Source organism: Burkholderia lata (genome assembly GCF_902499025.1).
Lineage (GTDB): Bacteria > Pseudomonadota > Gammaproteobacteria > Burkholderiales > Burkholderiaceae > Burkholderia > Burkholderia lata_C.
In genome coordinates, this window is sequence record NZ_CABVPW010000044.1 from 17,280 (window position 1) to 43,619 (window position 26,340).

At 67.8% G+C, this 26,340-nt stretch carries 25 protein-coding genes and 2 pseudogenes; 9 read left to right on the forward strand and 18 right to left on the reverse strand.

Features of this window, described 5'->3' with window-relative positions; translation table 11 throughout:
* Positions 1 to 26: 26 nt before the first annotated feature.
* Together BDI24065_RS33360 and BDI24065_RS33365 are read right to left on the reverse strand one after the other, a co-directional pair.
* A complete protein-coding gene (locus BDI24065_RS33360) occupies positions 27 to 551 on the reverse strand; it encodes a DUF2244 domain-containing protein (protein WP_011353279.1) in 525 nt (174 codons plus the stop codon).
* Positions 552 to 746: 195 nt separating this feature from the next.
* Positions 747 to 1,712 (reverse strand): methyltransferase domain-containing protein, encoded by a 966-nt coding sequence (locus tag BDI24065_RS33365; RefSeq protein ID WP_175034794.1) that lies wholly within the window; start codon positions 1,710 to 1,712, stop codon positions 747 to 749.
* An 81-nt stretch (positions 1,713 to 1,793) separates the two neighbouring features.
* On the opposite strand from BDI24065_RS33365, the gene BDI24065_RS33370 reads away from it, so the two are divergent.
* Together BDI24065_RS33370 and trmL are read left to right on the forward strand one after the other, a co-directional pair.
* A complete protein-coding gene (locus BDI24065_RS33370; RefSeq protein ID WP_175034795.1) occupies positions 1,794 to 2,597 on the forward strand; it encodes a ComF family protein in 804 nt (267 codons plus the stop codon).
* Between the two features lie 105 nt (positions 2,598 to 2,702).
* Positions 2,703 to 3,173 (forward strand): tRNA (uridine(34)/cytosine(34)/5-carboxymethylaminomethyluridine(34)-2'-O)-methyltransferase TrmL, encoded by a 471-nt coding sequence (gene trmL / locus BDI24065_RS33375; RefSeq protein WP_021164234.1) that lies wholly within the window; start codon positions 2,703 to 2,705, stop codon positions 3,171 to 3,173.
* Positions 3,174 to 3,207: 34 nt separating this feature from the next.
* On the opposite strand, the gene BDI24065_RS33380 is transcribed toward trmL, so the two are convergent.
* From BDI24065_RS33380 to BDI24065_RS33400, 5 genes are all read right to left on the reverse strand, one after another.
* Positions 3,208 to 3,732 carry an O-acetyl-ADP-ribose deacetylase gene (locus BDI24065_RS33380; protein WP_175034796.1) on the reverse strand — a complete coding sequence of 175 codons (525 nt, stop codon included), beginning with the start codon at positions 3,730 to 3,732 and terminating at the stop codon, positions 3,208 to 3,210.
* A 95-nt stretch (positions 3,733 to 3,827) separates the two neighbouring features.
* Positions 3,828 to 4,826: an NAD(P)H-dependent glycerol-3-phosphate dehydrogenase gene (locus tag BDI24065_RS33385; RefSeq protein WP_011353284.1), complete on the reverse strand. Its 999-nt coding sequence runs from the start codon at positions 4,824 to 4,826 to the stop codon at positions 3,828 to 3,830.
* Between the two features lie 28 nt (positions 4,827 to 4,854).
* Positions 4,855 to 5,337 carry a protein-export chaperone SecB gene (gene secB / locus BDI24065_RS33390; protein WP_011353285.1) on the reverse strand — a complete coding sequence of 161 codons (483 nt, stop codon included), beginning with the start codon at positions 5,335 to 5,337 and terminating at the stop codon, positions 4,855 to 4,857.
* Positions 5,338 to 5,445: 108 nt separating this feature from the next.
* The gene (gene grxC, locus BDI24065_RS33395) at positions 5,446 to 5,706 is read right to left on the reverse strand and encodes a glutaredoxin 3 (RefSeq protein WP_122946334.1); all 261 of its coding nucleotides are present in this window, start codon (positions 5,704 to 5,706) and stop codon (positions 5,446 to 5,448) included.
* Positions 5,703 to 6,125, reverse strand: coding sequence for a rhodanese-like domain-containing protein (locus BDI24065_RS33400; RefSeq protein WP_021164238.1), 423 nt, complete (start codon positions 6,123 to 6,125; stop codon positions 5,703 to 5,705). The genes grxC and BDI24065_RS33400 overlap by 4 nt, the downstream gene beginning before the upstream one ends.
* 135 nt (positions 6,126 to 6,260) lie before the next feature.
* Between BDI24065_RS33400 and gpmA the strand changes: the two genes are divergently transcribed.
* The 3 genes from gpmA (at position 6,261) to BDI24065_RS33415 (ending at position 9,667) form a co-directional block, all read left to right on the forward strand.
* Complete coding sequence (gene gpmA / locus BDI24065_RS33405; protein WP_027789056.1) at positions 6,261 to 7,007, forward strand: 2,3-diphosphoglycerate-dependent phosphoglycerate mutase; 747 nt, start codon at positions 6,261 to 6,263, stop codon at positions 7,005 to 7,007.
* Positions 7,008 to 7,271: 264 nt separating this feature from the next.
* A complete protein-coding gene (locus BDI24065_RS33410) occupies positions 7,272 to 8,810 on the forward strand; it encodes a S41 family peptidase (RefSeq protein WP_175034797.1) in 1,539 nt (512 codons plus the stop codon).
* Positions 8,811 to 8,914: 104 nt separating this feature from the next.
* Positions 8,915 to 9,667, forward strand: a complete 753-nt coding sequence (locus BDI24065_RS33415; protein WP_175034798.1) for a HesA/MoeB/ThiF family protein — start codon at positions 8,915 to 8,917, stop codon at positions 9,665 to 9,667.
* A gap of 74 nt (positions 9,668 to 9,741) precedes the next feature.
* On the opposite strand, the gene ptsP is transcribed toward BDI24065_RS33415, so the two are convergent.
* From ptsP to BDI24065_RS33450, 7 genes are all read right to left on the reverse strand, one after another.
* Positions 9,742 to 11,514 (reverse strand): phosphoenolpyruvate--protein phosphotransferase, encoded by a 1,773-nt coding sequence (gene ptsP / locus BDI24065_RS33420; RefSeq protein WP_175034799.1) that lies wholly within the window; start codon positions 11,512 to 11,514, stop codon positions 9,742 to 9,744.
* A gap of 201 nt (positions 11,515 to 11,715) precedes the next feature.
* Positions 11,716 to 11,985 carry an HPr family phosphocarrier protein gene (locus tag BDI24065_RS33425; RefSeq protein WP_072437289.1) on the reverse strand — a complete coding sequence of 90 codons (270 nt, stop codon included), beginning with the start codon at positions 11,983 to 11,985 and terminating at the stop codon, positions 11,716 to 11,718.
* 73 nt (positions 11,986 to 12,058) lie between these two features.
* Complete coding sequence (locus tag BDI24065_RS33430; RefSeq protein WP_089426398.1) at positions 12,059 to 12,529, reverse strand: PTS sugar transporter subunit IIA; 471 nt, start codon at positions 12,527 to 12,529, stop codon at positions 12,059 to 12,061.
* Between the two features lie 230 nt (positions 12,530 to 12,759).
* Positions 12,760 to 13,716: a glutathione synthase gene (gshB, locus tag BDI24065_RS33435; protein ID WP_175034800.1), complete on the reverse strand. Its 957-nt coding sequence runs from the start codon at positions 13,714 to 13,716 to the stop codon at positions 12,760 to 12,762.
* 26 nt (positions 13,717 to 13,742) lie between these two features.
* Positions 13,743 to 15,032: a glutamate--cysteine ligase gene (gshA, locus tag BDI24065_RS33440; protein ID WP_011353295.1), complete on the reverse strand. Its 1,290-nt coding sequence runs from the start codon at positions 15,030 to 15,032 to the stop codon at positions 13,743 to 13,745.
* A gap of 244 nt (positions 15,033 to 15,276) precedes the next feature.
* A complete protein-coding gene (locus BDI24065_RS33445; protein WP_175034801.1) occupies positions 15,277 to 16,791 on the reverse strand; it encodes an ammonium transporter in 1,515 nt (504 codons plus the stop codon).
* Positions 16,792 to 16,828: 37 nt separating this feature from the next.
* A complete protein-coding gene (locus BDI24065_RS33450) occupies positions 16,829 to 17,167 on the reverse strand; it encodes a P-II family nitrogen regulator (RefSeq protein ID WP_027789049.1) in 339 nt (112 codons plus the stop codon).
* 355 nt (positions 17,168 to 17,522) lie between these two features.
* On the opposite strand from BDI24065_RS33450, the gene BDI24065_RS33455 reads away from it, so the two are divergent.
* The 3 genes and pseudogenes from BDI24065_RS33455 to BDI24065_RS33460 form a co-directional block, all read left to right on the forward strand.
* Positions 17,523 to 17,774: an accessory factor UbiK family protein gene (locus BDI24065_RS33455; protein WP_006489451.1), complete on the forward strand. Its 252-nt coding sequence runs from the start codon at positions 17,523 to 17,525 to the stop codon at positions 17,772 to 17,774.
* A gap of 291 nt (positions 17,775 to 18,065) precedes the next feature.
* A pseudogene (locus tag BDI24065_RS41645) lies at positions 18,066 to 18,468 on the forward strand (magnesium chelatase domain-containing protein); the annotation flags it as partial.
* Between the two features lie 80 nt (positions 18,469 to 18,548).
* Positions 18,549 to 19,673 (forward strand): annotated as a pseudogene (locus BDI24065_RS33460) (YifB family Mg chelatase-like AAA ATPase); the annotation flags it as partial.
* A 333-nt stretch (positions 19,674 to 20,006) separates the two neighbouring features.
* Here the strand turns inward: BDI24065_RS33460 and BDI24065_RS33465 are convergent.
* Positions 20,007 to 20,579, reverse strand: a complete 573-nt coding sequence (locus BDI24065_RS33465) for a hypothetical protein (RefSeq protein ID WP_175034803.1) — start codon at positions 20,577 to 20,579, stop codon at positions 20,007 to 20,009.
* 160 nt (positions 20,580 to 20,739) lie between these two features.
* On the opposite strand from BDI24065_RS33465, the gene BDI24065_RS33470 reads away from it, so the two are divergent.
* The gene (locus tag BDI24065_RS33470; protein ID WP_085042120.1) at positions 20,740 to 21,276 is read left to right on the forward strand and encodes a TlpA disulfide reductase family protein; all 537 of its coding nucleotides are present in this window, start codon (positions 20,740 to 20,742) and stop codon (positions 21,274 to 21,276) included.
* Between the two features lie 96 nt (positions 21,277 to 21,372).
* On the opposite strand, the gene BDI24065_RS33475 is transcribed toward BDI24065_RS33470, so the two are convergent.
* The 3 genes from BDI24065_RS33475 to BDI24065_RS33485 form a co-directional block, all read right to left on the reverse strand.
* A complete protein-coding gene (locus BDI24065_RS33475) occupies positions 21,373 to 22,728 on the reverse strand; it encodes a sigma-54-dependent transcriptional regulator (protein WP_039346255.1) in 1,356 nt (451 codons plus the stop codon).
* Positions 22,729 to 22,822: 94 nt separating this feature from the next.
* Positions 22,823 to 24,835 (reverse strand): sensor histidine kinase, encoded by a 2,013-nt coding sequence (locus BDI24065_RS33480; RefSeq protein ID WP_175034804.1) that lies wholly within the window; start codon positions 24,833 to 24,835, stop codon positions 22,823 to 22,825.
* Positions 24,836 to 24,839: 4 nt separating this feature from the next.
* Positions 24,840 to 26,129: a dicarboxylate/amino acid:cation symporter gene (locus BDI24065_RS33485; RefSeq protein WP_174953031.1), complete on the reverse strand. Its 1,290-nt coding sequence runs from the start codon at positions 26,127 to 26,129 to the stop codon at positions 24,840 to 24,842.
* Between the last annotated feature and the right edge of the window lie 211 nt (positions 26,130 to 26,340).

Here is a 26,340-nt window from a genome sequence, read left to right on the forward strand (position 1 = left end):
CCATATCCGCCGGTGCCCGCGCCTCGTCAGCCGCAGCGCCTGAGCGACACGCGCAGTTCGTCGGCGAACTGCGCACGCTTGTACTGCGCGAGATGCTGCCCGATTACGACGGTCTGCCCGCGCGATACCAGCCGAATCGGGTCGCGTGGCGTCGCACCCGGCTCGACCCGCACCCAGCGCGGGTTGAATTCGATCTGCGTGAGCCGCTCCGCATCCATTCGCTCGATCACGAGCCGGTGCGGATACAGCCTGATGCGCTCGTAATCGACCGCATGGCGAGCATAGATCGCAAATGCGACACCCACAGCCAGCAACTCGATTCCGGTGAAGGGCATGACGAGCCAAGCCCCTTGCCACATCAGCAATGTCGCGATCACCAGCGAGAAACCCGCGAGCGACGCGTAAAACAGCACGAACTGGCGCGGCGACACCGAACAATTGCGCTTCATCAGCCAGTCTTCGAGGACCGGCTCGCCGTTCGTCGTCTCCGCCAAAACCCTCGCTGCTTCCATCGCCGCCTCACGCGAATGGCATGCGATGCATGCCTGCATCGGACTCGTCGCCCCTTATTGCGGGGACCCCGGGACGACAAGCTGACGCATTATAGGCGGGTTCAATGGCATCCACAAGCAAGCGACTATCGGCCCGCGAGCCAAGCGCGACAAGCTTTTCGGCCATTTCAGGCGCTAATTCGACCCCGCTTTGCGCCGCTAATTTCAGACATAACAAAACCCCTCTTTACCGCTTTACCGATTCTTCGGACGCCCCTTTCCGATGTCCTCGATGCGTACGATCCCGTGCCCTTCGGCAGTCGTGCGCGGTACCGCCTTCCACGCGTGGCCGTAGATCACTTCGAACGTCAGCGGAATCGTGCCGTCCGCGCGCCGGCGGGCCTCCAGCGCGTCGCCGAGCGCCGCGCGAAAGCGCCGCGTCGCACGCTGCGGCGCGTCGCGATCGAACGGATAGGCGCCCCAGCGGCGCACGTCGGCCAGCAGGGAATCGGGGGATTTGTAGGTGACGGTCAGCACTTCCTGATCCATCACGGGAATCTCGAAGCCGCTCTCGACGAGCATGTCGCCGAGGTCGTGCATGTCGACGAAATCGATCACGCGCGCGGCGGGCGGCGCCATGCCGAGCGCCGCTTCGGCGTCCGCGCAGGCCGCGCGCAGTTCGCGCAGGGTATCGGGGCCGAGCGTGCTGAACATCAGCAGCCCGTTCACGCGCAGCACGCGCTGCCATTCAGGCAGCACCGCGTCCGGGCGCGAATGCCAGTGGAGCGCGAGGTTCGACCAGATCAGGTCGAAGGCGCCGCCGGGGAACGGCAGCGCGGCGAAATCGGCCTGCGCGACGCGCGGGCCGCGCTGGCCCAGTGCGCGGCCGAGCGAGGCCGGCAGCCAGCGGCGCCAGCTCGTCTCCTCGACCTCGCGCTGCCCCGCTCGCGCGAGCATCGCGCCGGACAGGTCGACGCCGAATACGGGCGCCTCCGGAAAGCGTGCGCGCAGCGCCGGCAGGTCGTCGCCCGGGCCGCAGCCCGCGTCCAGCACGGCTGCGGGGCTCACCTTGATGTATTCGAGGCGTTCGTTCATGCGCTGCGCGATCTCGCGCGGCAGGAACGCGACCGCATCGAACGTGGCGGCACGGCGGTCGAAAATCCGCCGCAGGCGCCTTGCGTCATTGGCCGGACGGCCGGTTGAAGTCGAAGCTGGGGACATGTCGGGCACACTGGCGAAGAGCCCGAAGTATACTCGCTCGCCCCGCAGGCTTCATTGAGGCGGGGTGTCAGGAGTGTTGCGATGATCCGCCGTTCCGCCCGACGCACGATGCGCGTCGCTTTGTCGCAGGTTCGCGCGCTGACAGCGCGCGTCGCCGCGGTCGCGCTGCCGAATCGCTGCGCACTGTGCGGCAATTTGTCACACGCCGTGATTTGCAGCGCTTGCGACGCCGCGTACTGGAACGAAGCGCGGCTGCGCTGCGACGTCTGCGCGCTGCCGCTGGGCATCGGGCAACCGCGTTCGCTCCCGCCTCGCGGCGCGCGCGGCGGTGCCGGCCGCACAGCCGCGTACCGTTGCGACGCTTGCCGCGCGGCGCCGCCGCCGTTCGATGCGACGCTCGCACTGGCGGATTACCGCGCGCCGCTCGACGGGCTCGCGCGCGGCCTGAAGTTTCACCGGCAACTCGCGCTCGGCACCGAATTCGCCGTGCGGCTCGCCCGGTTGATCGACGAGTCGCCCGGCGCTGGCGGCTTCGACCTGGTGGCACCGGTGCCGCTGTCGCACCGGCGGCTCGTCGCGCGCGGCTACAACCAGGCGTGGGCGATCGCACGCCCGCTTGCGCGCCGGCTCGGCGTACGCGCGGATGCGGCGCTGCTCGCGCGCGTCGCCGACACCGCGCCGCAGTCGCGGCTCGACCGGCACGCACGGCGCGACAACGTGATGGCGGCATTCGCGGTGGCCGGTGGCGTCGCCGGCCGCCACGTCGCGCTCGTCGACGACGTGATGACGTCCGGCGCGACGCTCGCGGCCGCCGCGCACGCGCTGAAGGCGGCGGGCGCCGCGCGCGTGACGAATCTGGTTGCGCTGCGCACCGCCAGGGATTAATTAGATAGAGAGGCCAGCCGCCCGAACACGGCGGCGGCCGCCACGAACCGGCCGGCCGGGAACGCGCACATGGCGCCGCCCCGGCCGGCCCAGCCAGACCGAAACATGTTCAACGTCGTCCTCGTCGCCCCCGAAATTCCGCCGAACACCGGCAACGTGATCCGCCTGTGCGCCAATACGGGCGCGCGCCTGCACCTGATCGAGCCGCTCGGCTTCCCGCTCGACGACGCGCGGATGCGCCGCGCGGGTCTCGACTATCACGAGTATGCGCAGATGCGCGTGCACCGCGACTGGGATGCGTTCATCGCGGCGGAAACGCCCGATCCCGCACGGATGTTCGCGTTCACGACGCGCGGCTCGGGCCGCTTCCACGATCATGCGTTCCTGCCCGGCGACTGGTTCGTGTTCGGGTCGGAAACGCGCGGCCTGCCCGCCGAACTGCTCGAGCGCTTCCCGAACGAGCAACGCGTGCGCCTGCCGATGCGACCGGACAACCGCAGCCTGAACCTGTCGAACACGGTCGCAGTGGTCGTGTTCGAGGCGTGGCGCCAGGCCGGCTTCGAAGGCGGCGCATGACGATTGCGCGGCGCATCCCGCCCCGCGGGACGCGTCACGCCCGCGCGAGCCGCGCGCGATACAGGTCGTAAATGTCGGGGGAAAAGCACGCGAACACCACGCGTGCGAGGTTCGGCGCCTGCGGCAGCATTTCGGCGACGGTGCCGACCGCAATCTCGACCGCTTGCTCAGCCGGGTAGCGATAGATGCCGCAGCTGATCGCCGGGAACGCGATCGACGTTGCCGCCACCTCCTCGGCCAGCTCGATCGCGCGCCGGTAGCACGACGCGAGCAGGTCGGCCTCGCCGCTCCCGCCGCCTTGCCACACGGGCCCGACCGCATGGATCACGTAGCGCGCCGGCAACCCGTGGCCGCGCGTGAGCTTGGCGTCGCCCGTCTCGCAGCCGCCGAGCGTGCGGCATTCGGCGAGCAAGCCGGGGCCGGCCGCGCGGTGGATCGCGCCGTCGACGCCGCCCCCGCCGAGCAGCGAACCGTTCGCGGCGTTGACGATCGCGTCGACATCGAGCGTCGTGATGTCGACGACCTGCGCATCGAGCGTGGTGGAATGGATCTGCAGCATGACAACCTCCCGGAACGCCGGAGACTGTTCAAGCGTAGCGCGCTTTGACGCCGCGCGCCCGACGCAAACACGGCGCCGAGCGGCGCCGGGCCTCGTTACTCGGCGCGCGCGTCGCGCCGCAGCAGGCCGCTGACGGCGTCGCGCGGCGCGATGCCGTCGAACAGCACGCCGCATACGGCTTCGGTGATCGGCATTTCGATCGACTGCGCGCGCGCGATGGCCAGCACCGCCTGCGCGCAGCGCACGCCTTCGGCCACGTGGCCAAGCGCACCGAGGATATCGTTCAACGTACGGCCGGCCGCCAGTTGCAAGCCGACCGTGCGGTTGCGCGACAGGTCGCCCGTTGCGGTGAGGATCAGGTCGCCGAGGCCCGTGAGGCCCGTGAAGGTTTCCGCACGGCCGCCGAGCGCGACGCCGAGCCGCGACATTTCGGCGAGGCCGCGCGTAATCAGCGCGGCGCGCGCGTTCAGCCCGAGACCGAGGCCATCGGCGATGCCGGTCGCGATCGCGAGCACGTTCTTCACCGCGCCGCCGACCTCGACACCGACCACGTCGTCGCCCGTATAGATCCGCATCGCACCGTGATGGAACGCGGCGAGCGTGCGCTCGCGGCATTCGGCGGACGTACTCGCCACCGTCAGCGCGACCGGCAGCGACTGCCCGACCTCGCGGGCGAAGCTCGGCCCCGACAGCACGCCGTTGCTGTGCTGTTCGGGCAGCTCGGCCGCGATCACCTGATGCGGCAGCAGATGCGTGTCGGCCTCGAAGCCCTTGCAGACCCAGACGACGTGCGCAGGCACGCAGCCTGCGTCGCGCATCGCGTGACACAGCGTGCGCAGCCCGGCCACGGGCGCGGCGATCACGCACAGTGCGTCGTCCGCGGCGCCATGCGCGAGCGCGGCGCCGAGATCGGCGTCGTAGCGCAATGCGTCAGGCAGCGCGATGCCGTCCAGATAGCGGGAATTTTCGTGCCGGGCCTGCAGCCCGGCGATGAGCGCGGCGTCGCGCGCCCACAGAAGCGTATCGTGCCGCGCGGCCAGATGGCCCGCGAGCGCGGTGCCCCAGGCACCGGCGCCGAGAACGGCTACTTTCATACCCAGCACCGGTCCTCCGAGTGAAACGTCAGTTCAGCGTCGTGCCGTTCGGTGCGCCTGCTGCGGCACCGGCCTGCTGCTGAAGCTGTGCGAGACGCTGTTCGTACAGCGCCTGGAAGTTGATTTCCGCCAGGTGGATCGGCGGGAAGCCCGCACGCGTGATCGCGTCGGCGATGTTCGAACGCAGGTACGGGAACAGGATCGTCGGGCAAGCGATGCCGACGAGCGGGTCGAGCTGTTCGTCCGGAATGTTGCGGATGTCGAAAATGCCGGCCTGCTTCGCTTCGATCAGGAACGCGACCTTGTCCTTCACCTTCGCGGTGACGGTGCCCGACACGACGACTTCGAACACGCTTTCCGCGAGGCGGTCCGCCTTGACGTCGACTTCGACTTCAACCGACGGCATGTCCTGCTCGAGGAAGATCGCCGGCGAATTCGGCTGCTCGAGCGACATATCCTTCAGGTAGACGCGCTGGATGTTGAAGAACGGTTGGTTTTCGACGTCGGACATGGTGTTTCCCTAAAAGTGGTGACGGGGCGGCCCGGCTTCACGCCGGCCGCCACGGAATTTATCCTGCGCGCTCAAGCCGCAGCGCGGCCGGCGGCCATTCTGCCCTATTCAGGCCGCTTGCAGAAGCGATACGAGCCCGCCTTCGCGGTCGAGCTTCGACAGATCGTCGTAACCGCCGACGTGCGTGTCGCCGATATAGATCTGCGGCACCGTGCGGCGCCCCGTGCGCGTCATCATTTCATCGCGGCGGGCCGGATCGCGGTCGATCAGCACCTTTTCGATCTGCTCGACACCGCGCAGCTTCAGCAGGCGCTCGGCCTGGATGCAATACGGACACACCTGCGTGCTGTACATCAAAACCTTGTTCACTTCGCCACTCCTTGTTTGACGACCGGCATCCCGGCCTGCTGCCAGGCGGCCACGCCGCCTTCGAGCACGTGCACCTCGGCGTAGCCCGCCGCCTCGACCTCGCGCGCCGCCTTCTGCGACTGCTGGCCGTTCTGGCAGACGAGCAGCACCGGCGTGCTCTTGTTCTTCGCGACCTGCGCGATCTTCGCGCCGATCTCGCCCGCCGCGACCTGACGTGCCGACGGCAGGTGGCCGGCAGCGAAATCGGACGCGGCGCGCACGTCGATCACGACCGCATTGCGGCGGTTGATGAGTTGCGTCGCCTCTGCGGCCGACAGGCCGCCGCGGCCGCGGCGCAGCGCGGGCCAGGCCAGCAGGCCGCCGGATACCACCAGGATCGCGATAAGGGCCAGGTTGGTGTAATCGGTAAAGAACGTCACGGAATTCCGCCGGAAAAAGAGAAATCGGATGAGGACAATCCCGCCATTATAAAATAACCGTCTTGCGCGATGGCGGGCCCGGGTCGGGTCCTGCTCGATGCGCCACAGCTTCCTTCACTACCGACCGCAAGATCCATGTACAAACTCGTTCTCATCCGCCACGGCGAATCGACGTGGAACAAGGAAAACCGCTTCACCGGCTGGGTCGACGTCGACCTGACCGAACAGGGTCGCAACGAGGCCTACCAGGCCGGCGAATTGCTCAAGGAGGCCGGCTACACGTTCGACATCGCGTACACGTCGGTCCTCAAGCGCGCGATCCGCACGCTGTGGCACGTGCAGGACAAGATGGACCTGATGTACCTGCCGGTCGTCCACTCGTGGCGCCTGAACGAGCGCCACTACGGCGCGCTGTCGGGCCTGAACAAGGCGGAAACGGCCGCGAAGTTCGGCGACGACCAGGTGCTCGTGTGGCGCCGCAGCTACGACACGCCGCCGCCCGCGCTCGAACCGACCGACGAACGCGCGCCGTTCAACGACCCGCGCTATGCGAAGGTGCCGCGCGAGCAGCTGCCGCTCACCGAATGCCTGAAGGATACGGTCGCGCGCGTGCTGCCGCTGTGGAACGAGTCGATCGCGCCGGCGGTCCGCGCCGGCAAGCAGGTGCTGATCGCCGCGCACGGCAATTCGCTGCGCGCGCTGATCAAGTACCTCGACGGCATCTCGGACAGCGACATCGTCGGCCTGAACATCCCGAACGGCGTGCCGCTCGTGTATGAGCTCGACGAAAACCTGAAGCCGATCAAGCACTATTACCTCGGCGACCAGGACGCGATCGCGCAGGCGCAGGCCGCCGTCGCGAAGCAGGGCAAGGCGGGCTGACGCCCGTCGGCCGGGTGAGCCGCGTCCGGCGCGGCATGCCCGGCCCCGCCCCTTGCCCGGCGCACCGCGCGAACCTTCGCGGCCCCGGCGCTGTCGAATCCGCTTTCGAACCCGCAGCGCATCCGGCGGTGCCCCGCCGGGCCGGCTCCGGGCCCTTTTCGACGCTTTTCGCGCCGTTCCACTGAGTTATCGGACGAACAGTTATACTTGTCCGCTACATCATCCCCGCTACCGCCACGCGCTTCCCGACCGCACCAGATCTCTATGCGAATGAAATTGAAGAACATCGGCCTGATTGCCGCGGGCCTCGCCACGGGCGTGTTCGCCACGCTGCAGGTTTCCGCATCGGCCGAGCAGACCGCCACGGCGCCGCTTCCCCTCGACCAGCTCCGCCTGTTCGCGGAAGTCTTCGGACAGATCAAGCGCGAGTACGTCGAACCGGTCGACGACAAGAAGCTGCTGACGGCTGCGATCAAGGGCATGGTGTCGAGCCTCGACCCGCACTCGTCGTTCCTCGACAAGACCGACTATGACGAGCTGCAGGAGCAGACGAAGGGCCGCTTCGCGGGTCTCGGCATCGAGATCTCGCAGGAAGACGGCCTCGTCAAGGTGATCTCGCCGATCGAAGATACGCCCGCGTTCCGCGCCGGCATCCGTCCGGGCGACCTGATCACGCGCATCAACGACAAGCCGGTGCGCGGCATGACGCTCGACAAGGCCGTGAAGCAGATGCGCGGCGAGCCGGGCACCAAGGTCACGCTGACGATCTTCCGCAAGAGCGACGACCGCACGTTCCCGGTCACCGTCACGCGCGCGATCATCAAGGTCCAGAGCGTGAAGATGAAGATCCTCGATCCGGGCTACGCGTATGTCCGCATCACGAGCTTCCAGGAGCGCACGACGCCCGATCTCGCCCAGAAGCTGCAGGACATCGCGCGCCAGCAGCCGAACCTGAAGGGCCTCGTCCTCGACCTGCGCAACAACGGCGGCGGCCTGCTGCAGAGCGCGGTCGGCGTCGCCGGCGCATTCCTGCCGCCCGACTCCGTCGTCGTGTCGACCAACGGCCAGATCGCCGATTCGAAGCAGGTCTACCGCGATACGTACGACAACTATCGCCTGCCGTCCTTCGACGGCGATCCGCTGAAGAACCTGCCGCCGGTCTTCAAGACCGTGCCGATGATCGTGCTGACGAACGCCTACTCGGCGTCGGCATCGGAAATCGTCGCCGGTGCGCTGCAGGATTCGAAGCGCGCGCAGATCATGGGCAAGACGACGTTCGGCAAGGGTTCGGTGCAGACGGTCCGCCCGATGACGGCCGACACCGCGCTGCGCCTGACCACCGCGTACTACTACACGCCGAGCGGCCGTTCGATCCAGAACAAGGGCATCACGCCTGACGTGCCGGTCGATCAGTACGCGGACGGCGATCCGGACGACGTACTCGTGACGCGTGAGGTCGATTACTCGAACCACCTCGCGAACACGCAGGATCCGAACGAGAAGAAGGAACAGGAAGATCGCGAGCAGCGCCGGATGGATCAGCTGCGCATCCTCGAAGAGCAGAACGACAAGAAGACGCCGGAGCAACGCCAGAAGGATCGCGATCGCAAGCCGATCGAGTTCGGCAGCGCCGACGACTTCATGATGCAGCAGGCGCTCAACAAGCTCGAAGGCAAGCCGGTCCAGGAATCGAAGTCGCTGCTCGCCGAGAGCACGACGAAGAGCCCGGCCGGCAAGGCCGCGGCAGCCTCGAAGGCATCGAAGCCGGCAGCCGCACCGAAGCCCGCGTCGGCGCCGCAGTAAGCGCCGGCCGGCATCCGACGGGCCATCGCGGGAAGACCGCGATGGCCCGTTTTTCATGCGCGCCTAAAATAACGACACGTCCGCCGCCTCGCCCACGACTCCCCATGAACGACGATCAACTCCTTCGCTACTCCCGTCACATCCTCGTCGACGAAATCGGCATCGAGGCGCAGCAGCGCTTCCTCGATGCGCATGCGATCGTCGTCGGCGCGGGCGGCCTCGGCTCGCCCGCCGCGATGTACCTCGCGGCGTCGGGTGTCGGCACGATCACGCTCGTCGACGCCGATACGGTCGACCTCACGAACCTGCAGCGGCAGATCCTGCACGTGACGGCCTCGGTCGGCCGCCACAAGGTCGAATCGGGGCGCGACGCGCTCGCGCAGCTGAACCCCGAGGTGAAGGTGCACGCGGTCGCGGAGCGCGTCGACGACGCGTGGCTCGACGCGCACGTGCCGCGCGCGACCGTCGTGCTCGACTGCACCGACAACTTCGCGACGCGGCATGCGATCAACCGCGCATGCGTCGCGCATGGCGTGCCGCTCGTGTCGGGCGCCGCGCTGCGCTTCGACGGGCAGATCAGCACGTTCGATTTCCGCGACCCGGCCGCGCCCTGCTACGCGTGCGTGTTTCCGGAAGACCAGCCGTTCGAGGAAGTCGCGTGCGCGACGATGGGCGTGTTCGCGCCGACGGTCGGGATCATCGGCGCGATGCAGGCCGCCGAGGCGCTGCGCGTGATCGGGGAAATCGGCAAGACCCTCAACGGGCGGCTGATGATGCTCGATTCGCTGCGAATGGAATGGACGACGATGAAAATCGCGCGCCAGGCCGACTGCCCCGTGTGCGGGGGCCGGCACTGACGCGCGACGGGCATGCGCCGGGCGGCGCATGCGTGGTGACACTTCGCTACGATTAGCGGCGACGCGGACGCCTGCTACGCAGCCGCGTCCGCGCGCGGCTCCGCAACCGACAGGCGCTGCAACGCGGCCTGTACTTCCTCCGGCTCGAACGCGGCGAGCACGTCGGCCGTCGGCTTTTCGAGCGCCTTCAGGTGCGCGCGCAGGATCTCCTGCTTCACGACGAGCAGCTGGCTCGGGTGCATCGAGAACTCGGTGAGCCCCATCCCGAGCAACAGGCGCGTGAGCGCCGGATCGCCCGCCATCTCCCCGCACACCGACACGGACACGCCCGCGCGCTTCGCTTCGCGCAACGTATAGGCGATCAGGTGCAGCACGGCCGGATGCAGCGGGTCGTACAGGTGCGCGACCGCGTTATCGGCGCGGTCGATCGCGAGCGTGTACTGGATCAGGTCGTTCGTGCCGATCGACAGGAAATCGAACCGCTTCAGGAACAGCGGCAACGCGATCGCCGCGGCCGGAATCTCGATCATCGCGCCGATGCGCACGTTCGGGTCGTATGCGAGCCCCGCGTCGTCGAGCTGGCGCTTCGCCTCGCGGATCAGGTCGAGCGACTGGTCGATCTCCTGCGCGTGCGCGAGCATCGGGATCAGGATCTTCACCTGGCCGAACGCGGACGCGCGCAGGATCGCACGCAACTGCGTGAGGAACATCTGCGGCTCGGACAGGCTCCAGCGGATCGCGCGCAGGCCGAGCGCGGGGTTAGGCGCCGTCTCGTAGCCTTCGTCGAGCGCCTCGAGCGGCTTGTCCGCGCCGACGTCGATCGTGCGGATCGTCACCGGCATGCCCTTCATCCACTCGACGGCCCGCTTGTACGCGGCGAACTGCTCCTCCTCTTCCGGCATCTCCTTCTGATGCATGAACAGGAACTCGGAACGGAACAGCCCGACGCCGACCGCGCCGGCCTCGACGGCCGCCTTCGCGTCGTCGGGCAGCTCGATGTTCGCGTACAGCTCGATCTTGGTGCCGCACAACGTTTGCGTCGGCGAGAACTTCAGACGCTGCAGCTTGCGTTGCTCCAGCAGCTTCTCGGACTGCCGGTACGAATATTCCTCGAGGACGATCGGCGCCGGATCGACGATCACGATGCCCTGGTCGCCGTCGACGATGATCAGGTCGTCCTGGCGGATCAGCGCGCTCGCATGCTGCACGCCGACCGCGGCCGGAATGCCGAGGCTGCGCGCGACGATCGCCGTGTGCGACGTGCGCCCGCCGAGGTCGGTGACGAACGCCTGGAACGACTGCGACTTGAACTGCATCATGTCGGCCGGCGCGATGTCGTGCGCGACGACGATCATCTCGTTCGTGCCGTTCTTGGCCGCGCGGTCCAACGCCTGCGACGCGGACGGCGCGCCGGCGAGCGCCTTCAGCACGCGCTCGACCACCTGCTCGATGTCGGCCTTGCGCTCGCGCAGGTATTCGTCCTCGATGTCGTCGAAGTGGCGCGTGAGCAGCTCGAGCTGCTCGGTCAGCGCCCACTCGACGTTGTAGCGGCGCGTGCGGATCAGGTCGATGGTTTCCTGCACGAGCATCTCGTCGCTCAGGATCATCGCGTGAACGTCGATGAAGGCGCCGACTTCGCTCGGCGTGTCGTCGGTCAGGTCGGCGCGCAGCGCTTCGAGTTCGTGATGCACGACCTCGAGCGCCGTGCGGAAGCGCTCGACCTCCGCATCGATCTGGTTGGCCTCGACGAGGTAATGGGCGACGTCGAGCGCCGCCGGCGCGATCAGATACGCTCGCCCGATCGCGATACCACGTGAGACGGGAATGCCATGCAGCGTGAAGGACACGCGCACCTCCTCTGTACAAGTAAAGCCGCGGCACACTGCTGCGATGCGCTTATGACCCCGGTTAGCGATTATAAATTCCGCGACTCCCCGCTGACTGCATGCACCGCAGCATTGCGCATTCCGCATCAATGCTTCCGACGAAAAAAATGCCGCGGAATCCGCGGCATTCTGACTGGAAACGGCAACGATCCCGCGCGGGGATCACTGGCCTTCGCCGAACTTGTCCGCGATCAGCTTCAGCAGCGCGTCCATCGCTTCCCGCTCGTCGGCCCCTTCGGTCTCGATCGTCACGGTGCTGCCGATGCCCGCCGCCAGCATCATCACGCCCATGATGCTCTTCGCATTGATCTTGCGCCCGTTGCGCGTCATCCAGACTTCCGACTGGAAGTTGCCGGCCAGTTGCGTAAGCTTGGCCGATGCGCGCGCATGGAGCCCCAATTTATTGACGATGGTGGTTTCTTGTTGAAGCATGATTCTCGGTCGGGTCGGTCGGGGCCGCCGGCGGCGCGCGTCGGCGGTGCTGTCTAAAACGGAAAACGGGAAATCAGTGCGATTCGGTGCGCGGTTGCGGTTCGGGCGGAATCGGCGCGCACTGGCCGCAGCCGGTTTCCGTCGGCGGCGGCGGCGTACCGGACGATACCTCGTGGACACCCTTCGCGCCGCCGGACAGCGCCTTGTCGACCAGCTTGTCGAGCGGCACGGTGCGGTAGCAGACGGCCCGCACGAGCATCGGCAGGTTCACGCCCGCGAGCACGCGCACGTTGTCGATCTTGGCAAGCTGGCCCGCGATGTTCGCAGGCGTCGCGCCGTACATGTCGGTCAGCACGACCACGCCGTTCTCTTCCTTGAGCCGCGCGAGTTCCGCGTGCGCGAACGCCATCACCTGGGTCGGATCGCTGTCCGCCATCACGTCGATACAGCCGATGCGGGCAGGCACGCCGCCGTAGATGTGCGCGATACAGTCCCGCAGCGCGGTGGCGAGCGGAGCGTGCGCGATGATCAGGATCCCGGCCATGTCAGATCGCTCCCGGCCGCCCCTGGCGGGCCGACGCCCCGCGGCGGGGCAATGAGCGTAGCGAGTGTGGGAAACGTTCCATGTTCAGCCTTGCAACAGTATCGGCCCGACCGCCGGGCCTTTGGTGCGCGATCGCGGCACCGGGCAAGCGGGCATTGTAGCAGGCCGGTCGAGCTGCTCCGGCGACGGGGGACCTGCGCGGTCGCCGCCGGGGTGACGCGGGAGACGGCCTACGCGGCCGCACGCTCCAGCGCGTCGATGAACATCGCGGCGACGTCGAAGCCCGTCTGCTCCATGATCTCGCGGAAGCACGTCGGGCTCGTGACGTTCACCTCGGTCAGCCAGTCGCCGATCGCATCGAGGCCGACCAGCAGCAACCCGCGTGCCGCGAGCACGGGCCCGAGCGTTTCGGCGATCTCGCGATCGCGCGCGGTGAGCGGCTGCGCGACCCCGAGCCCGCCCGCCGCGAGATTGCCGCGCACCTCGCTGCCCTGCGGAATCCGTGCGAGCGAAAACGGCACCGGCTCGCCGCCGATCAGCAGGATGCGCTTGTCGCCGGCCTTGATCTCGGGAATGAATTTCTGCGCCATCACCGAACGCGTGCCGTCGTGGCTCAGCATCTCGATGATCGAACCGAGGTTCATGCCGTCCGGCTTCACGCGGAACACGCCCATCCCGCCCATCCCGTCGAGCGGCTTCAGGATCACGTCGCCGTGCTCGGCGTGGAATGCCCGCAGCCGTTTCGCGTCGCGCGTGACGAGCGTCGGCGCGACGAACTGCGGAAACTCGCCGATCGCGAGCTTCTCCGAATGGTCGCGGATCGACTGCGCCTTGTTGAACACGCGCGCGCCGGCGCGTTCGGCCAGCTCAAGCAGCCAGGTCGACGTCACGTATTCCATGTCGAACGGCGGATCCTTGCGCATCAGCACCGCGCCGAACGATTCGAGGCGGCGCGCGTCGACGGGCCCTTCTTCGAACCAGGTGTCGCGATGCAGGTCGTCCAGCTCGCCGACGAACGTGACGCGCCGCACGTCGGCCTCGACGGCCGAACCCGTCCACGCAAGGTGGCGCGGCTCGCACGCGTAGATCGCATGCCCGCGCCGCGCGGCCTCCGCCATCATCGCGTAGGTCGAATCCTTGTAGATCTTGAAGCGCTCGAGCGGGTCGGCGATAAAGAGAATGTCCATGAGGTCCTGTACTTGGCGAAGGTCCGTTACACCTGGATGGCTTCGGGATCGGTCTTTTCCAGTTCGATCGACGACGCAATCAGCGACAGCCGCGCGACGACGCCGTACATGTAGAAACGGTTCGGCGGCGCGGCACCCGGCTTGGCGCCCGCATCCGGCAGCGCGGTGTGCTCGAAGCCGAGCGGCACGTAGTGCATGCCGGGCGCGTTCAGGTTCTGGTCGCGCTCGCGGCCGGCGTGCGTGCGGTAGAAGCCGCCGACCACGTAGCGGTCGATCATGTACACGACGGGCTCCGCGACTTCATCGCCGACGCGCTCGAACGTATAGACGCCTTCCTGCACGATCACGTCGCGCACCGCGAGGCCGGCCTTCGACTCGGCCATCTGCGCGCGCTCGGCCTTCGACATCCGGCCGATCTCGGCCGCGTCGTGCACGGTCATCACGCCGCGCCCCGCCGTGCCCGCGTCGGCCTTCACGACGACGTACGGCTTCTCGCTGATCCCGTATTCGCGATACTTGCGCGCGATCTTCTTCAGCACGCCGTCGATCGCGTCGGCGAGCGCCTGCTCGCCTTCATGCGCCTGCCAGTCGACGCCTTCCACGTGCGCGAAATACGGATTCACCATCCACGGATCGACGCCGACCATCTTCGCGAACTTCTTCGCGACGTCGTCGTAGCACGAGAAGTGCGTCGACTTGCGGCGCACGGCCCAGCCCGCGTGCAGCGGCGGCAGCAGGTACTGCTCGTGCAGGTTTTCCAGCACGGCCGGGATGCCGGCCGACAGGTCGTTGTTCAGCAGGATCGAGCACGGATCGAAATTCTTCAGGCCGAGACGGCGCTGCGAACGCTCGAGCGGTTCGAGCACGATCTTCTGGCCGTCGGCCAGCGTGATCGGCGTCATGTCGGTGATGCTCGGGTCGAGCGAGCCGAAACGCACGTTCAAGCCGGCCTGGCGCATGATCGTCGCGAGGCGTGCGACGTTTTCGAGGTAGAACGCGTTGCGGGTCGGCAGCTCGGGAATCACGAGCAGGTTCTTCGCGTCCGGGCAGATCTTCTCGATCGCGGCCATCGCAGCCTGGACGGCGAGCGGCAGCACTTCGGACGGCAGATTGTTGAATGCGCCGGGAAACAGGTTCGCGTCGACGGGCGCCAGCTTGAAGCCGGCGTTGCGCAGGTCCACCGAACAATAGAACGGCGGGGTATGTTCCTGCCATTCGAGCCTGAACCAGCGTTCGATCGCAGGCGTCGCGTCGAGGATCTTCTGCTCGAGTTCGAGCAGCGGACCGTTCAACGCGGTAACGAGGTGGGGAACCATGAATCACTCGCGAGCGGGAGAATGAAGATTGTAGAGCAATTGCTTTGCCCATTTGGGGATTGTTCCCGGCTTCGCAAGGGTTTGGAGGAAGTTTTCGGCTATTGACCCGATAGCGCGAAGGGTTATGCGCTACGGCAGTGGGTGACAGGAGAAAAAAAGCCCGCCGGGTGGGGCGGGCCGAAGTCGCTGCGCTCATTCATGGCGGGCGCCGTCGTCGCGGCGGCCCGCCGGTCATCCTTGTGACTTATTCGACATGCTCGCCGTGCAGCACCACGTCGAGGCCTTCGCGCTCTTCTTCTTCCGACACGCGCAGGCCGATCGTCAGGTCGATCAGCTTCAGCAGCACGAAGCTCAGCACGCCGCTGTAGACCAGCGTGATCGCGACACCCTTCGCCTGCAGCAGCAGGCTGCCGTCGGCGCCGCCGATGTCCTTGACGGCGAACACGCCCGTCAGCAACGCGCCGAGAATCCCGCCCACGCCGTGCACGCCGAACGCATCGAGCGAATCGTCGTAGCCGAGCTTCGACTTGAGCCACGTCGCCGACCAGAAGCACACGACGCCGGCGGCGATGCCGATCACCAGCGCACCCGGGACACCGACGAAACCGGCGGCCGGCGTGATCGCGACGAGACCCGCGACCGCACCCGACACGATGCCGAGCACCGACGGCTTGCCGTGCGAGATCCACTCGGCGAACATCCAGCCGAGCGCCGCGCAGGCCGTCGCGACTTGCGTCGTCAGCATCGCGAAGCCGGCACGGCCGTCAGCCGCAACCGCCGAACCCGCGTTGAAGCCGAACCAGCCGACCCACAGCATCGAGCCGCCGATCATCGTCAGCACGAGGTTGTGCGGCGCCATCGATTCACGGCCGAAGCCGACGCGCTTGCCGAGCATCAGGCACGACACGAGGCCCGCGATACCGGCGTTGATGTGCACCACCGTGCCGCCCGCGAAGTCGAGCACGCCGTCCGACGACAGCCAGCCGGTCGGCTCCCACACCATGTGCGCGATCGGCACATAGACGATCAGCGACCAGAGCGTCATGAACACGAGCATCGCCGAGAACTTCATCCGGTCGGCGAACGCGCCGCAGATCAGCGCCGGCGTGATGATCGCGAACGTCATCTGGTAGACGAAGTAGACCGATTCCGGAATCGTCGGCGCCAGGTGGCTGACCGTCAGCGTCGTCGCCTTGTCGCCGTGGATGTAGTTCATCCCGTGCAGGAACGCGCGCGACAGGCCGCCGATGAAGCCGTTGCCCGGCGTGAACGCGAGGCTGTAACCGACCACCGTCCACAGCACCGTGATCACCGCGGTGATCGCGAAGCTCTGCATCACGGTCGCGAGCACGTTCTTCTTGCGGACCATGCCGGCGTAGAACAGCGCGAGGCCGGGGATCGTCATGAACAGCACGAGCGCGGTGGAGGTCAGCATCCACGCGGTGTCGCCCGAGTTGATCTTCGACGAATCGACGGAGAACGGTGCGGTCGGCGCGGCGGGGGCGGCCGGTGCCGACGCGGCGGCAGCAGCCGACGCGTCGGTGGCGCCCGAGGCCGGCGCAGCGGCGGCGACCGTAGCAGACGCATCGGTTGCTGCCGGCGCCGAAGCAGCCGGAGCGGCGGCAGCCGACGCGTCGGAAGCCGTTGCGGCGGGCGCGGACGCAGCCGCGGCGGACGCCGCGTCGTCGGCGAGCGCGGAGCCGACGCCGGCCGCGATCAGCGAGCCGGCCATCAGCAGGGACATCAGAAGTTTGCGCATCTTGGGTTTCCTCTTGTCGCTTGTCTTGTCTGTTCTGTTACAGCGCGTCTGCGCCTGTCTCCCCGGTGCGAATCCGGATCACCTGTTCGATCGCCGTGACGAAGATCTTGCCGTCGCCGATCTTGCCGGTGCGCGCGGCCCGCTCGATCGCCTCGACCGCCTGGTCGACGAGATCGTCGGACACGGCTGCCTCGATCTTCATCTTCGGCAGGAAATCGACCACGTATTCGGCACCGCGGTACAGCTCGGTATGCCCCTTCTGGCGCCCGAACCCTTTTACCTCCGTCACCGTGATGCCCGAGACGCCAAGCGCAGACAGCGCCTCGCGCGTCTCATCGAGCTTGAACGGCTTGATGATTGCGGTAATGAGTTTCATGAAGTCCTCTCGCTGGGTTGTCCCGTCGAATTGGTTGGAATGTTGTAACGGACTCTTCTCAGCAACTCGCATGCCATGTTGGCCCGAGCACCGTGTCGAAGGGCTTCATCAAGGGGTCGCATCCCGTGATGTAAGGTGCGGAAGCCCGGCCGAATGGCCAACGTGGCCCGGTTTGCTGGCGCGGCGAAAGGATCGTTGCTAGAGTGCACGCACGTCCCGGATCGCCGGGCCATTCACCCATGCGGGCGCCATGCCCGGAATTCGCGCCCAGAGCGCACCATTTCCGGTCATGCGTGCATCATGGGCACGTACGCAACTGAAGATGCACATTTTTTGTGCAAAGAAGGGGAATCACATGAAGCAACCCAGCGACGTTTTCAACGATCTGCAGTCGCGCGTCAGCGATCTGCTGAAAAACTCGCCGGCCAAGGACGTCGAGCGCAACGTGAAGGCCATGCTGTCGCAAGGCTTCTCGAAACTCGATCTCGTCACGCGCGAGGAATTCGACACGCAGGCACAGGTGCTCGCCCGCACCCGCGTGCGCCTCGAGGAACTCGAGAAACGCGTCGCGGAACTCGAGCAGAAGCTCGCCGCGCCGCAAGCCTGACGCCCCACCCGGCCGCAAGGTCCGGGCGCGGGCCGCCTCGTGCGGTTCGCGCCCGCCACACTGAAGCACTGAAGTCGTCTCCGCTCTTCGTCGTCCGTCGTTCTCCGCAGTACCCCCGCTCTTCGCTGTCCTTCGCTCTTCGCAGCACCCCCGCTCTTCGCTGTCCGTCGTTCCGCAGTCCCTCGTTCTTTCCCCGCGCCACGCCGGCAAGCGCGCACCGATTCTCCGATTCCCGCGGCATGCGGCCCCGAACGGCCGTCGCCCGTCCGTCTTGTTTACAGGAGCCTCGCCATGTCGCTCGCCGTGGTGCGCAGTCGCGCGCCCGCCTCCGGCCGCGCGCCGGACGTCACCGTCGAAGTCCATCTCGCCAACGGGCTGCCGTCGTTCTCGATCGTCGGCCTGCCCGATCTCGAAGTCCGCGAAAGCCGCGAGCGCGTCCGTGCCGCGCTGCAGAACTGCGGCTTCGAATTCCCGGTGCGTCGCATCACCGTCAACCTGGCGCCCGCCGACCTGCCGAAGGAGTCGGGGCGGTTCGACCTGCCGATCGCGCTCGGCATCCTTGCCGCGAACGGCCAGATCCCGGCCGACGCGCTCGCCGGCCGCGAATTCGCGGGCGAGCTGTCGCTGACCGGCGCACTGCGGCCGATGCGCGGCGCGTTCGCGATGGCATGCGGGGTCGCGCGGGATTGGCAGGTCGCGGAACACAGTGCGGCTTCCTCCGGTTTGGGCTCCGGCGCGCCTTCCGATTCGGGCAACGGTGGCCAGGGAGCCGGCTCCGCCCCCGAGCTGTACCTCCCGCTCGCCAGCGCCGCCGAGGCCGCGCTCGTGCCGGGTGTCACCGTGTTCGGCGCGCCCGACCTGCCCGCGCTGTGTGCGCACCTCACCGGTGCGCCTGACGGGCGGCTCGCCCCGGTCGCGGCGCCGTGCCTCGACGGCCTGCCGATGCCGGCCGCCCCCGATCTCGCCGACGTGGTCGGCCAACGCGGCGCCCGCCGTGCGCTGGAAGTCGCGGCCGCGGGCGGCCACCACATGCTGATGGTCGGGCCGCCAGGGGCCGGCAAGTCGATGCTGGCCGCACGGCTGCCGGGCCTCCTGCCGCCGCTGACCGACGACGAGGCGCTGACGTCGGCCGCGCTGCTCTCCGCGAGCCGCCTCGGTTTCTCGCCCGCGCAGTGGCGCCGGCGGCCGTTCCGCGCACCGCATCACTCGTCGAGCGCCGCCGCGCTGGTCGGTGGCCGCAACCCGCCGCAGCCGGGCGAGATCACGCTCGCGCACCTCGGCGTGCTGTTCCTCGACGAGCTCCCGGAATTCGACCGGCACGTGCTCGAGATGCTGCGCGAGCCGCTGGAAGCCGGCCGCATCACGATTTCGCGCGCGGCCCAGCAGGCCGACTTTCCGGCCGCGTGCCAGCTGATTGCCGCGATGAACCCCTGCCCGTGCGGATGGCACGGCGATCCGTCCGGACGCTGTCGTTGCTCGCCGGACGTCGCCGCGCGCTACCTGCGCAAGCTGTCGGGGCCGCTCGTCGACCGCATCGACATCCAGATCGACCTGCCCGCGCTGTCGCCGGCCGAGCTGGCGACGCGCACGTCGGCGCCCGGCGAGCCGAGTGCCGCGGTGGCCGCGCGGGTCGCGCAGGCGCGCGCGCTGCAGCTCGACCGGCAGGGCAAGACGAATCACATGCTGAGCGGCCGCGAGACCGACGACCTGTGCCGGCCGACCGACGAAGGCGAACGGCTGTTGCGCGAGGCCGGCGAGCGCTTCGGCTGGTCGGCACGCGCGTATTACCGCGTGCTGAAGGTCGCGCGGACGATCGCCGACCTGGCCGGCGACCCGCTGCCGACGGCCGCGCAGATCGCCGAAGCGATCCGCTACCGGCGCGCGCTGACGGCGCTCTGAACGCCCTCGGAGGACAAAATCCGGCTGTCAAGACTTGACTTATGCACAATTCCGCGAATCCGGCCCCGGATCAGGGCGCGACGGGACCTTTGCGGCACGGAATCCGTATCCCTTTGTTTTTATTGATTTTTCTCAAATCGAGAGCCGGCGACCAAACAGGCCGAAAGGCCGTCCGGCGCGGCTAGGCGGGAAATTCGGGCAACTTTTCAACAAAGTTATCCACATGCGTTGTGGATAGTCGAAAAAACCCCGCAAAATCCGGCGATTAGCGTCGAAAGCTGCGAATGAACTTTCAGTTGTCACAGCGTGTCTGAGCGCCCTCGCCGGCGGCCGTCAGTCGAGCTTGAACGACCCGAAAAACTGGTCGAGCTGCTCCTGCGTGAGCGGCCCGTCGGCAATCGCGACGGCCTGGTACGCGTGCCGGCCGCGCGCGACGAGCCGCGCGACGATCGTCTTGTGCGCGCGATCGCCGCCGGCGGCCGCGCCCGCAATGCGCAGTTCGAGCCCGTTCACCGCGCCGCCGGCCGCGAGCGGCACGGGCACCGAAGCCGTCTGCGGCGCGCCTTCGAGGTTGCGGGACAGCCCGGCGCGCAGGAACTCGAGCGCCGCGCGGCGCGTGTCGTCACGATCGTCCGGTAGCGTCAGCGTGCCGACCGCGAATACCGCGCCGTCGACATGCGCGGCCTGCATCCGCATCGGCATCGACGCGCCGCCGATCGCCACGGGCTGCTCCTCGACGGTCGGCTTCGCCGGCAGGTCGATCGTGTAGCCGGCATCGTTGTGCAGCGTGCGCCAGTCGTACGACGGCGAGCACGCGGCCAGCACCGCGCTCATGCACGCAAGCGCGGCGAAGTGTCGCAGCGGACGAAAAAGGGGGCGCAACGAAACGGTGACTTCCTTCGGCATGGCGTGGATCGGGCAGGCAAAACGGGCATTATCCGCTGAACGTGAATTCCGGGATGCGTGGCCGCCGTCGGTGCGCAAGCCGCATTCGCGCTAAAATGAGCGCCGAATTTCGATGTCCTTTGCATTGATCCGCGTCATCGACCGACTCCGAGAGCACCAGATGAACACCACGCCTCCCGCCCGGCGCAGCGCCGGCCCCGTCCGCTACATCGTCGCCGCCGTCGTCGTCGCGGCGATCGCCGTTGCCGGCTTCTTCGCGTTCAACGGCAAGTCCACCGTGCCGGACGCCACGTTCACGCTGCTGTCGGGCCAGAAGGTCTCGACTGCAGGCGACCTGAAAGGCAAGGTCTATCTCGTGAACTTCTGGGCGACGAGCTGCGCGACCTGCATGCAGGAAATGCCGCAGATGGTCGATACCTATAATCGCTTCAAGGGTCAGGGGCTGGAATTCGTCGCGGTCGCGATGAACTACGATCCGCCGATGTACGTCGCGAACTACGCGCAGACGCGCCAGCTGCCGTTCAAGGTCGCGCTCGACGACGGCAGCGTCGCGAAGCAGTTCGGCAACGTCCAGCTCACGCCGACGACCTTCGTCGTCGACAAGGACGGCAAGATCCTGAAGCGCTACGTCGGCGCACCGCAGTTCGCGGAACTCGACGCACTGCTCAAGAAGGCACTCGGCAGCAACGCGGCCTGAGCGCCGCCCGATCCGGCTCGAAGGGCCGCGCACCGCGCCCTTCCCCGCACGACGGACCGCACGACCGGCAACCCGGTTCCGCGGTCCGTTTGCTTTTCAGCGCTCGGTTTCGCCTTTCGCCGACAGCCCGTAGCGCTTCATCTTCTCGTACAGCGTCGCCTTGCCGACATGCAGCCGGTCGGCCGTCGCGGCGACCGCACCGCCCGTCTGGTTCAGCGCCTCGGCGATCACCGCGCGCTCGAATTGCTCGATGCGCTCCTTCAGCGTCTGCTCGTTGTCGGCGTCGTCGCCGCTTGCGCCCGTCTCCTGCGGCATGTCGGCCACGCCGAGCACGAAGCGGTCGGCCGCGTTGCGCAGCTCGCGCACGTTGCCGGGCCAGTCGCGCTGCATCAGGCTCGCGCGCTGCCGGTCGGTCAGCACCGGCGCGGGCCGCGCGTAACGCACGGCCGCATCGAGCATGAAGTGCTCGAACAGCGGCACGATGTCCTCGCGGCGCTCGGCGAGCGGCGGCAGCGCGATCGTCACGACGTTGAGCCGGTACAGCAGGTCGCGCCGGAACGTGCCGGCCGCGACGAGCTCGCTCATGTCGCCCTTCGCGGCCGCCACCACGCGGCAGTTCACGCGGATCGGCTGGTTCGAGCCGAGCCGCTCCAGCACGCCGTCCTGCAGCACGCGCAGCAGCTTCACCTGCAGCGCGAGCGGCATGCTTTCGATTTCGTCGAGGAACAGCGTGCCGCCCGATGCGTATTCGAGCTTGCCGACGCGGCGCTTCGCGGCGCCGGTGAACGCGCCGGGCTCGTAGCCGAACATCTCCGACTCGAACATCGGCTCGGGCAGCGCGCCGCAATTCACCGCGATGAACGGCTTGTCGCGACGCGGCGACAGCTCGTGCAGGCTGCGCGCGATCAGCTCCTTGCCGGCGCCGGTGTCGCCGTTGATCAGCACCGACGCGTCGGTCGGCGCGACGTTCGCGATCAGCTTGCGCACCTGCTCGATCGCGGGGCTGCGGCCGATGATGCGCGGCGCGACGACGTTCTGCCCGGCCAGCTCGCGCCGCAGCGCGTGGTTCTCGAGCACGAGTTCGCGGCGCTCCAGCGCGCGGCGCACCGTCTCGATCAGGCGCTCGGCCGCGAACGGTTTTTCGATGAAGTCGTATGCGCCGTCGCGCATCGCCTGCACGGCCATCGAGATGTCGCCGTGCCCCGTGACGAGGATCACGGGCACGTCGGGCACGCGCTCGCGGCACTGCGCGAGCACGTCGAGCCCGCTCGCGCCGGGCAGCCGGATGTCGCTGACGATCGCGCCGGCGGTATCCGCGACGATCGCCTTCTCGGCCGCTTCGGCCGACTCGAAGCCGGCGACGTCGAACCCCGCCAGCTGAAGGCTCTGCACGCTTGCCCGGCGAACGAGCGCATCGTCTTCGATATAGATCACTTGCAGCCGGTTGGCCATCGTACTCACTTGCTCCTGACGGGCCGCGCGGCGGTATCGCGCGCGGCGTCGTTGATACCGATCGTGCGCCGATCGGGCGGGCGGCGTGGCGCGCCTAGCGCGGCGAGCCCGCCGGCTCGGACACGGAGTCCGGATGATGCGTGCGCGCGCGCCGCAGCGTCAAGACGAACAGCGCGCCGCCCGACGGCGCGTTGCGCGCGGTCAGCGCACCGCCCGCGTCGCTCGCGATCGACGACGAGATCGCGAGGCCGAGCCCGAGCCCACGCCCCATTTCCTTGGTCGTGAAGAACGGCTCGAACAGGCGCGGCAGCAGGTCGGGCGCAATCCCGCAGCCGTTGTCGCGCACCTCGACCGCGAGCGTGACCGCCGACACCGCGATCGTCACTTCGATCGCCGGTGCCGCCACCCCGGCGACCGCGTCGAGCGCGTTGCCGAGCAGGTTGATCAGCACCTGTTCGAGGCGCAGATCCTCGCAACGGGCGACGAGTTCGGGATAGTCGCGCGCCAGGTCGAGCGGCGCATCGTGTGCGGGCGACACGGTCGCGTCCTGCAACGTCAGCGTGAGCGCGACGCCGCGCATGCGCTCGTCGAGCAGCGACAGCACGCTGCGCAGCGCGCGCACGACGAGCGCCTGCTCGTTGCGAGGCTTCGCGCGGCCGACGAACAGCTTCAGCTGGTTCGTGATCTTGCCCATCCGCTCGGTGAGCGCGGCGATCGCCTCGAGGTTCTCGCGCGCGGCCGCCTGCTCGCCGCGATCGAGCAGCACGCGCGTGTTGTCCGAGAAGCTGCGCAGCGCCGCGAGCGGCTGGTTCAGTTCGTGCGTGATGCCGGCCGCCATCTGGCCGAGCGCAGCGAGCTTGCTCGCCTGGATCAGTTCGTCGTGCGCGGCGCGCAGTTCCTGCTCCGCGCGGATCCGGTCGCCGACTTCCTTCTGCAATTGCTCGTTCGCTTCCGACAGGTCGGCCGTGCGCTCCTCGACGCGCCGGTTCAGCTCCGCGTACGCCTGCTGCAGCAGCGCGCGGCCGCGGATCATTTCGCGCACGCGCGCGCGGCGCATCCGCCAGTAGAACGCGAGCAGCGCGACCGACACGAAACCGAAACCCGTGACGATCGTCGCGTTGCGCGCATCGGCGTCGACGGGCGCGATCGGTGCGAGCGTGACGAGCAGCCAGTCGGGCTCGCCGATCCGGCGCTTGCTCGCGAGGAAGCGCGGCGCGCGCAGGCCCGGGCCGAGGCGCACGATCTCCGCATCGGGGCCGAGCATCTGCTCGATGCGCAACGGCAGCGGCGTGACGGGCTGCTGTGCGTACTGGCGCGTCTCGTAGATCGACGCGGCGACGGGGCCCGTGAGCGGGCGCAGCGTGTGGTACTTCCATGCGGGCACCGACGACAGGAACACGACGCCGTGATCGTCCGCGACGACGAGCGGCTCGGACGCATCGGCGCCCTGGAACCATTCGAGGTTGAGCTTCACGACGACCACACCCGCGATCTTGCCGTCGCGCCACACCGGTTGCGAGATGTAATAGCCGGGATCGCGCGAGATCGTGCCGATTCCGAAGAAGCGGCCGACCTGGCCGTTCATCGCATCGAGAAAATACGGGCGGAAGCGGTATTCGATCCCGACGAAGCTGTCGGGCGCGCGCCAGTTGCTGGCGGCGACGCACAGGCCGTCCGCGCCGATCACGTAGGTGACGGTCGCGTGCGCGTGTTCGTTGAGGTCTTCGAGGTAGCGATTGACGCGCGCGGTGTAGTCGGCGCGCTTCGGCTCGGCGAGCAGGTCCTGCACGTACGGATGGCTGCCGAGCAGATAGGGCAGCGATTCGTAGCGGTCGAGCGTGCTCTTGAGCGCGTTGGTGGTGCGATCGACGCGCACCGCGGCGTTGCGCTGCAGCTCTGCGACGCCGCGCCGCCAGGTGATCGTCCACGTCAGCGTGCACGCCGCGGCGAGCGCGGCGGCAAGCACGACGAGAATGAGCAGACGGCGCGTCACGGTCGAGGCTTCCTGGCGATGCGGATCGCCTATTGTGTCATAGGCCTCCGCCTCCCCGCCTCGGCCGCCGCGGGCCGTGCGGCCGGCGGGCGGTGCCGCCGCCTGCTCCGTCATGACGTCAGACGCCGGCCGTCTCGGTCGTCGTGACCTCGCCGCCGCCCGTCAGCGCCTGGCGCAGCTTGTTGCGGTCGAGCTCCTTCTCCCAGGCCGACACGACGACCGTCGCGACGCCGTTGCCGACGATGTTGGTCAGCGCGCGGCATTCGCTCATGAAGCGGTCGATACCGAGGATCAGCACCATGCCCGACAGCGGGATCGTCGGGACGACGGCGAGCGTCGCGGCAAGCGTGATGAAGCCCGCGCCCGTGACGCCGCTCGCGCCCTTCGAGGTCAGCATCGCGACGGCCAGCAGCGTGAGCTGCTGCATCCACGTCAGTTCGATGTTGGTCGCCTGCGCGATGAACAGCACGGCCATCGTCATGTAGATGTTGGTGCCGTCGAGGTTGAACGAATAGCCGGTCGGCACGACGAGGCCGACGACCGAACGCGAGCAGCCGGCCTTCTCGAGCTTTTCCATCAGCTGCGGCAGCGCGGCTTCCGACGAGCTCGTGCCGAGCACGATCAGCAGCTCTTCCTTGATGTAGGACACGAAGCGGATGATCGAGAAGCCCGTGACGCGCGCGATCGTACCGAGCACGACGAGCACGAACACGACCGACGTCAGGTAGAACGTGCCGATCAGCTTGAGCAGCGGCACCAGCGAGCCGACGCCGTACTTGCCGATCGTGAACGCCATCGCGCCGAACGCGCCGATCGGGGCCAGCTTCGTGACGATGTGCACGATGCCGAACAGCACGCGCGTGAGCCCGTCGATGAAGTCGGTCACGACCTTGCCGCGCTCGCCGAGGTGCGCGAGCACGCTGCCGAACAGCAGTGCGATCAGCAGGATCTGCAGGATTTCACCCTGTGCGAACGCATCGACCATCGTGTTCGGGATGATGTGCATCAGGAAGTCGACCGTCGACTGCCCGTGCGCCTTCGCCGCGTACGACGCGACGGCCTTGCCGTCGAGCGTCGCCGGATCGATGTTGAAGCCGACGCCCGGACGCAGGATGTGCGTGGCCGCGAGGCCGAGCACCAGCGCGAAAGTCGACACGATCTCGAAGTACAGCAGCGCCTTGCCGCCGACGCGGCCTACCTTCTTCATGTCCTCCATGCCGGCGATGCCGGTGACGACCGTACAGAAGATGATCGGGCCGATCACCATCTTGATCAGCTTGATGAAGCCGTCGCCGAGCGGCTTCATGTCGGTGGCGAGCGCCGGGTAGTAGTGGCCGAGGATCACGCCGACGATGATGGCGAAGATCACCTGCACATAGAGCACTTTGTAGAAGGGTTTCTTCTTCACGATGGTTCCTGCAGAAGTAGATGAGCCGATGGAAACGGCGTCACGCGCGCGGACGAATGTCAGGGGAGTCACTCGCCCGCGCGGCTGCCGTGCCGCAACAAGCGATGCCTCAGGACGTCCGGAGGGGGAGGAAGGCAGTGGTCATCGATTGTCTCCTTGCTTGCTGTAGTAGTTCGGCCAGGGGATGGCCGTGCGTTTTATATTGCAAGGT

Bases quoted from the DNA above. Each gene is read 5' to 3' on its own strand.
- BDI24065_RS33360 (WP_011353279.1), bottom strand. From the start codon at position 551: ATGCAGGCATGCATCGCATGCCATTCGCGTGAGGCGGCGATGGAAGCA.
- BDI24065_RS33365 (WP_175034794.1), bottom strand. From the start codon at position 1,712: ATGTCCCCAGCTTCGACTTCAACCGGCCGTCCGGCCAATGACGCAAGG.
- BDI24065_RS33370 (WP_175034795.1), top strand. From the start codon at position 1,794: ATGATCCGCCGTTCCGCCCGACGCACGATGCGCGTCGCTTTGTCGCAG.
- trmL (WP_021164234.1), top strand. From the start codon at position 2,703: ATGTTCAACGTCGTCCTCGTCGCCCCCGAAATTCCGCCGAACACCGGC.
- BDI24065_RS33380 (WP_175034796.1), bottom strand. From the start codon at position 3,732: ATGCTGCAGATCCATTCCACCACGCTCGATGCGCAGGTCGTCGACATC.
- BDI24065_RS33385 (WP_011353284.1), bottom strand. From the start codon at position 4,826: ATGAAAGTAGCCGTTCTCGGCGCCGGTGCCTGGGGCACCGCGCTCGCG.
- secB (WP_011353285.1), bottom strand. From the start codon at position 5,337: ATGTCCGACGTCGAAAACCAACCGTTCTTCAACATCCAGCGCGTCTAC.
- gpmA (WP_027789056.1), top strand. From the start codon at position 6,261: ATGTACAAACTCGTTCTCATCCGCCACGGCGAATCGACGTGGAACAAG.
- BDI24065_RS33410 (WP_175034797.1), top strand. From the start codon at position 7,272: ATGCGAATGAAATTGAAGAACATCGGCCTGATTGCCGCGGGCCTCGCC.
- BDI24065_RS33415 (WP_175034798.1), top strand. From the start codon at position 8,915: ATGAACGACGATCAACTCCTTCGCTACTCCCGTCACATCCTCGTCGAC.
- BDI24065_RS33425 (WP_072437289.1), bottom strand. From the start codon at position 11,985: ATGCTTCAACAAGAAACCACCATCGTCAATAAATTGGGGCTCCATGCG.
- BDI24065_RS33430 (WP_089426398.1), bottom strand. From the start codon at position 12,529: ATGGCCGGGATCCTGATCATCGCGCACGCTCCGCTCGCCACCGCGCTG.
- gshB (WP_175034800.1), bottom strand. From the start codon at position 13,716: ATGGACATTCTCTTTATCGCCGACCCGCTCGAGCGCTTCAAGATCTAC.
- gshA (WP_011353295.1), bottom strand. From the start codon at position 15,032: ATGGTTCCCCACCTCGTTACCGCGTTGAACGGTCCGCTGCTCGAACTC.
- BDI24065_RS33445 (WP_175034801.1), bottom strand. From the start codon at position 16,791: ATGCGCAAACTTCTGATGTCCCTGCTGATGGCCGGCTCGCTGATCGCG.
- BDI24065_RS33450 (WP_027789049.1), bottom strand. From the start codon at position 17,167: ATGAAACTCATTACCGCAATCATCAAGCCGTTCAAGCTCGATGAGACG.
- BDI24065_RS33455 (WP_006489451.1), top strand. From the start codon at position 17,523: ATGAAGCAACCCAGCGACGTTTTCAACGATCTGCAGTCGCGCGTCAGC.
- BDI24065_RS33465 (WP_175034803.1), bottom strand. From the start codon at position 20,579: ATGCCGAAGGAAGTCACCGTTTCGTTGCGCCCCCTTTTTCGTCCGCTG.
- BDI24065_RS33470 (WP_085042120.1), top strand. From the start codon at position 20,740: ATGAACACCACGCCTCCCGCCCGGCGCAGCGCCGGCCCCGTCCGCTAC.
- BDI24065_RS33475 (WP_039346255.1), bottom strand. From the start codon at position 22,728: ATGGCCAACCGGCTGCAAGTGATCTATATCGAAGACGATGCGCTCGTT.
- BDI24065_RS33480 (WP_175034804.1), bottom strand. From the start codon at position 24,835: ATGACGGAGCAGGCGGCGGCACCGCCCGCCGGCCGCACGGCCCGCGGC.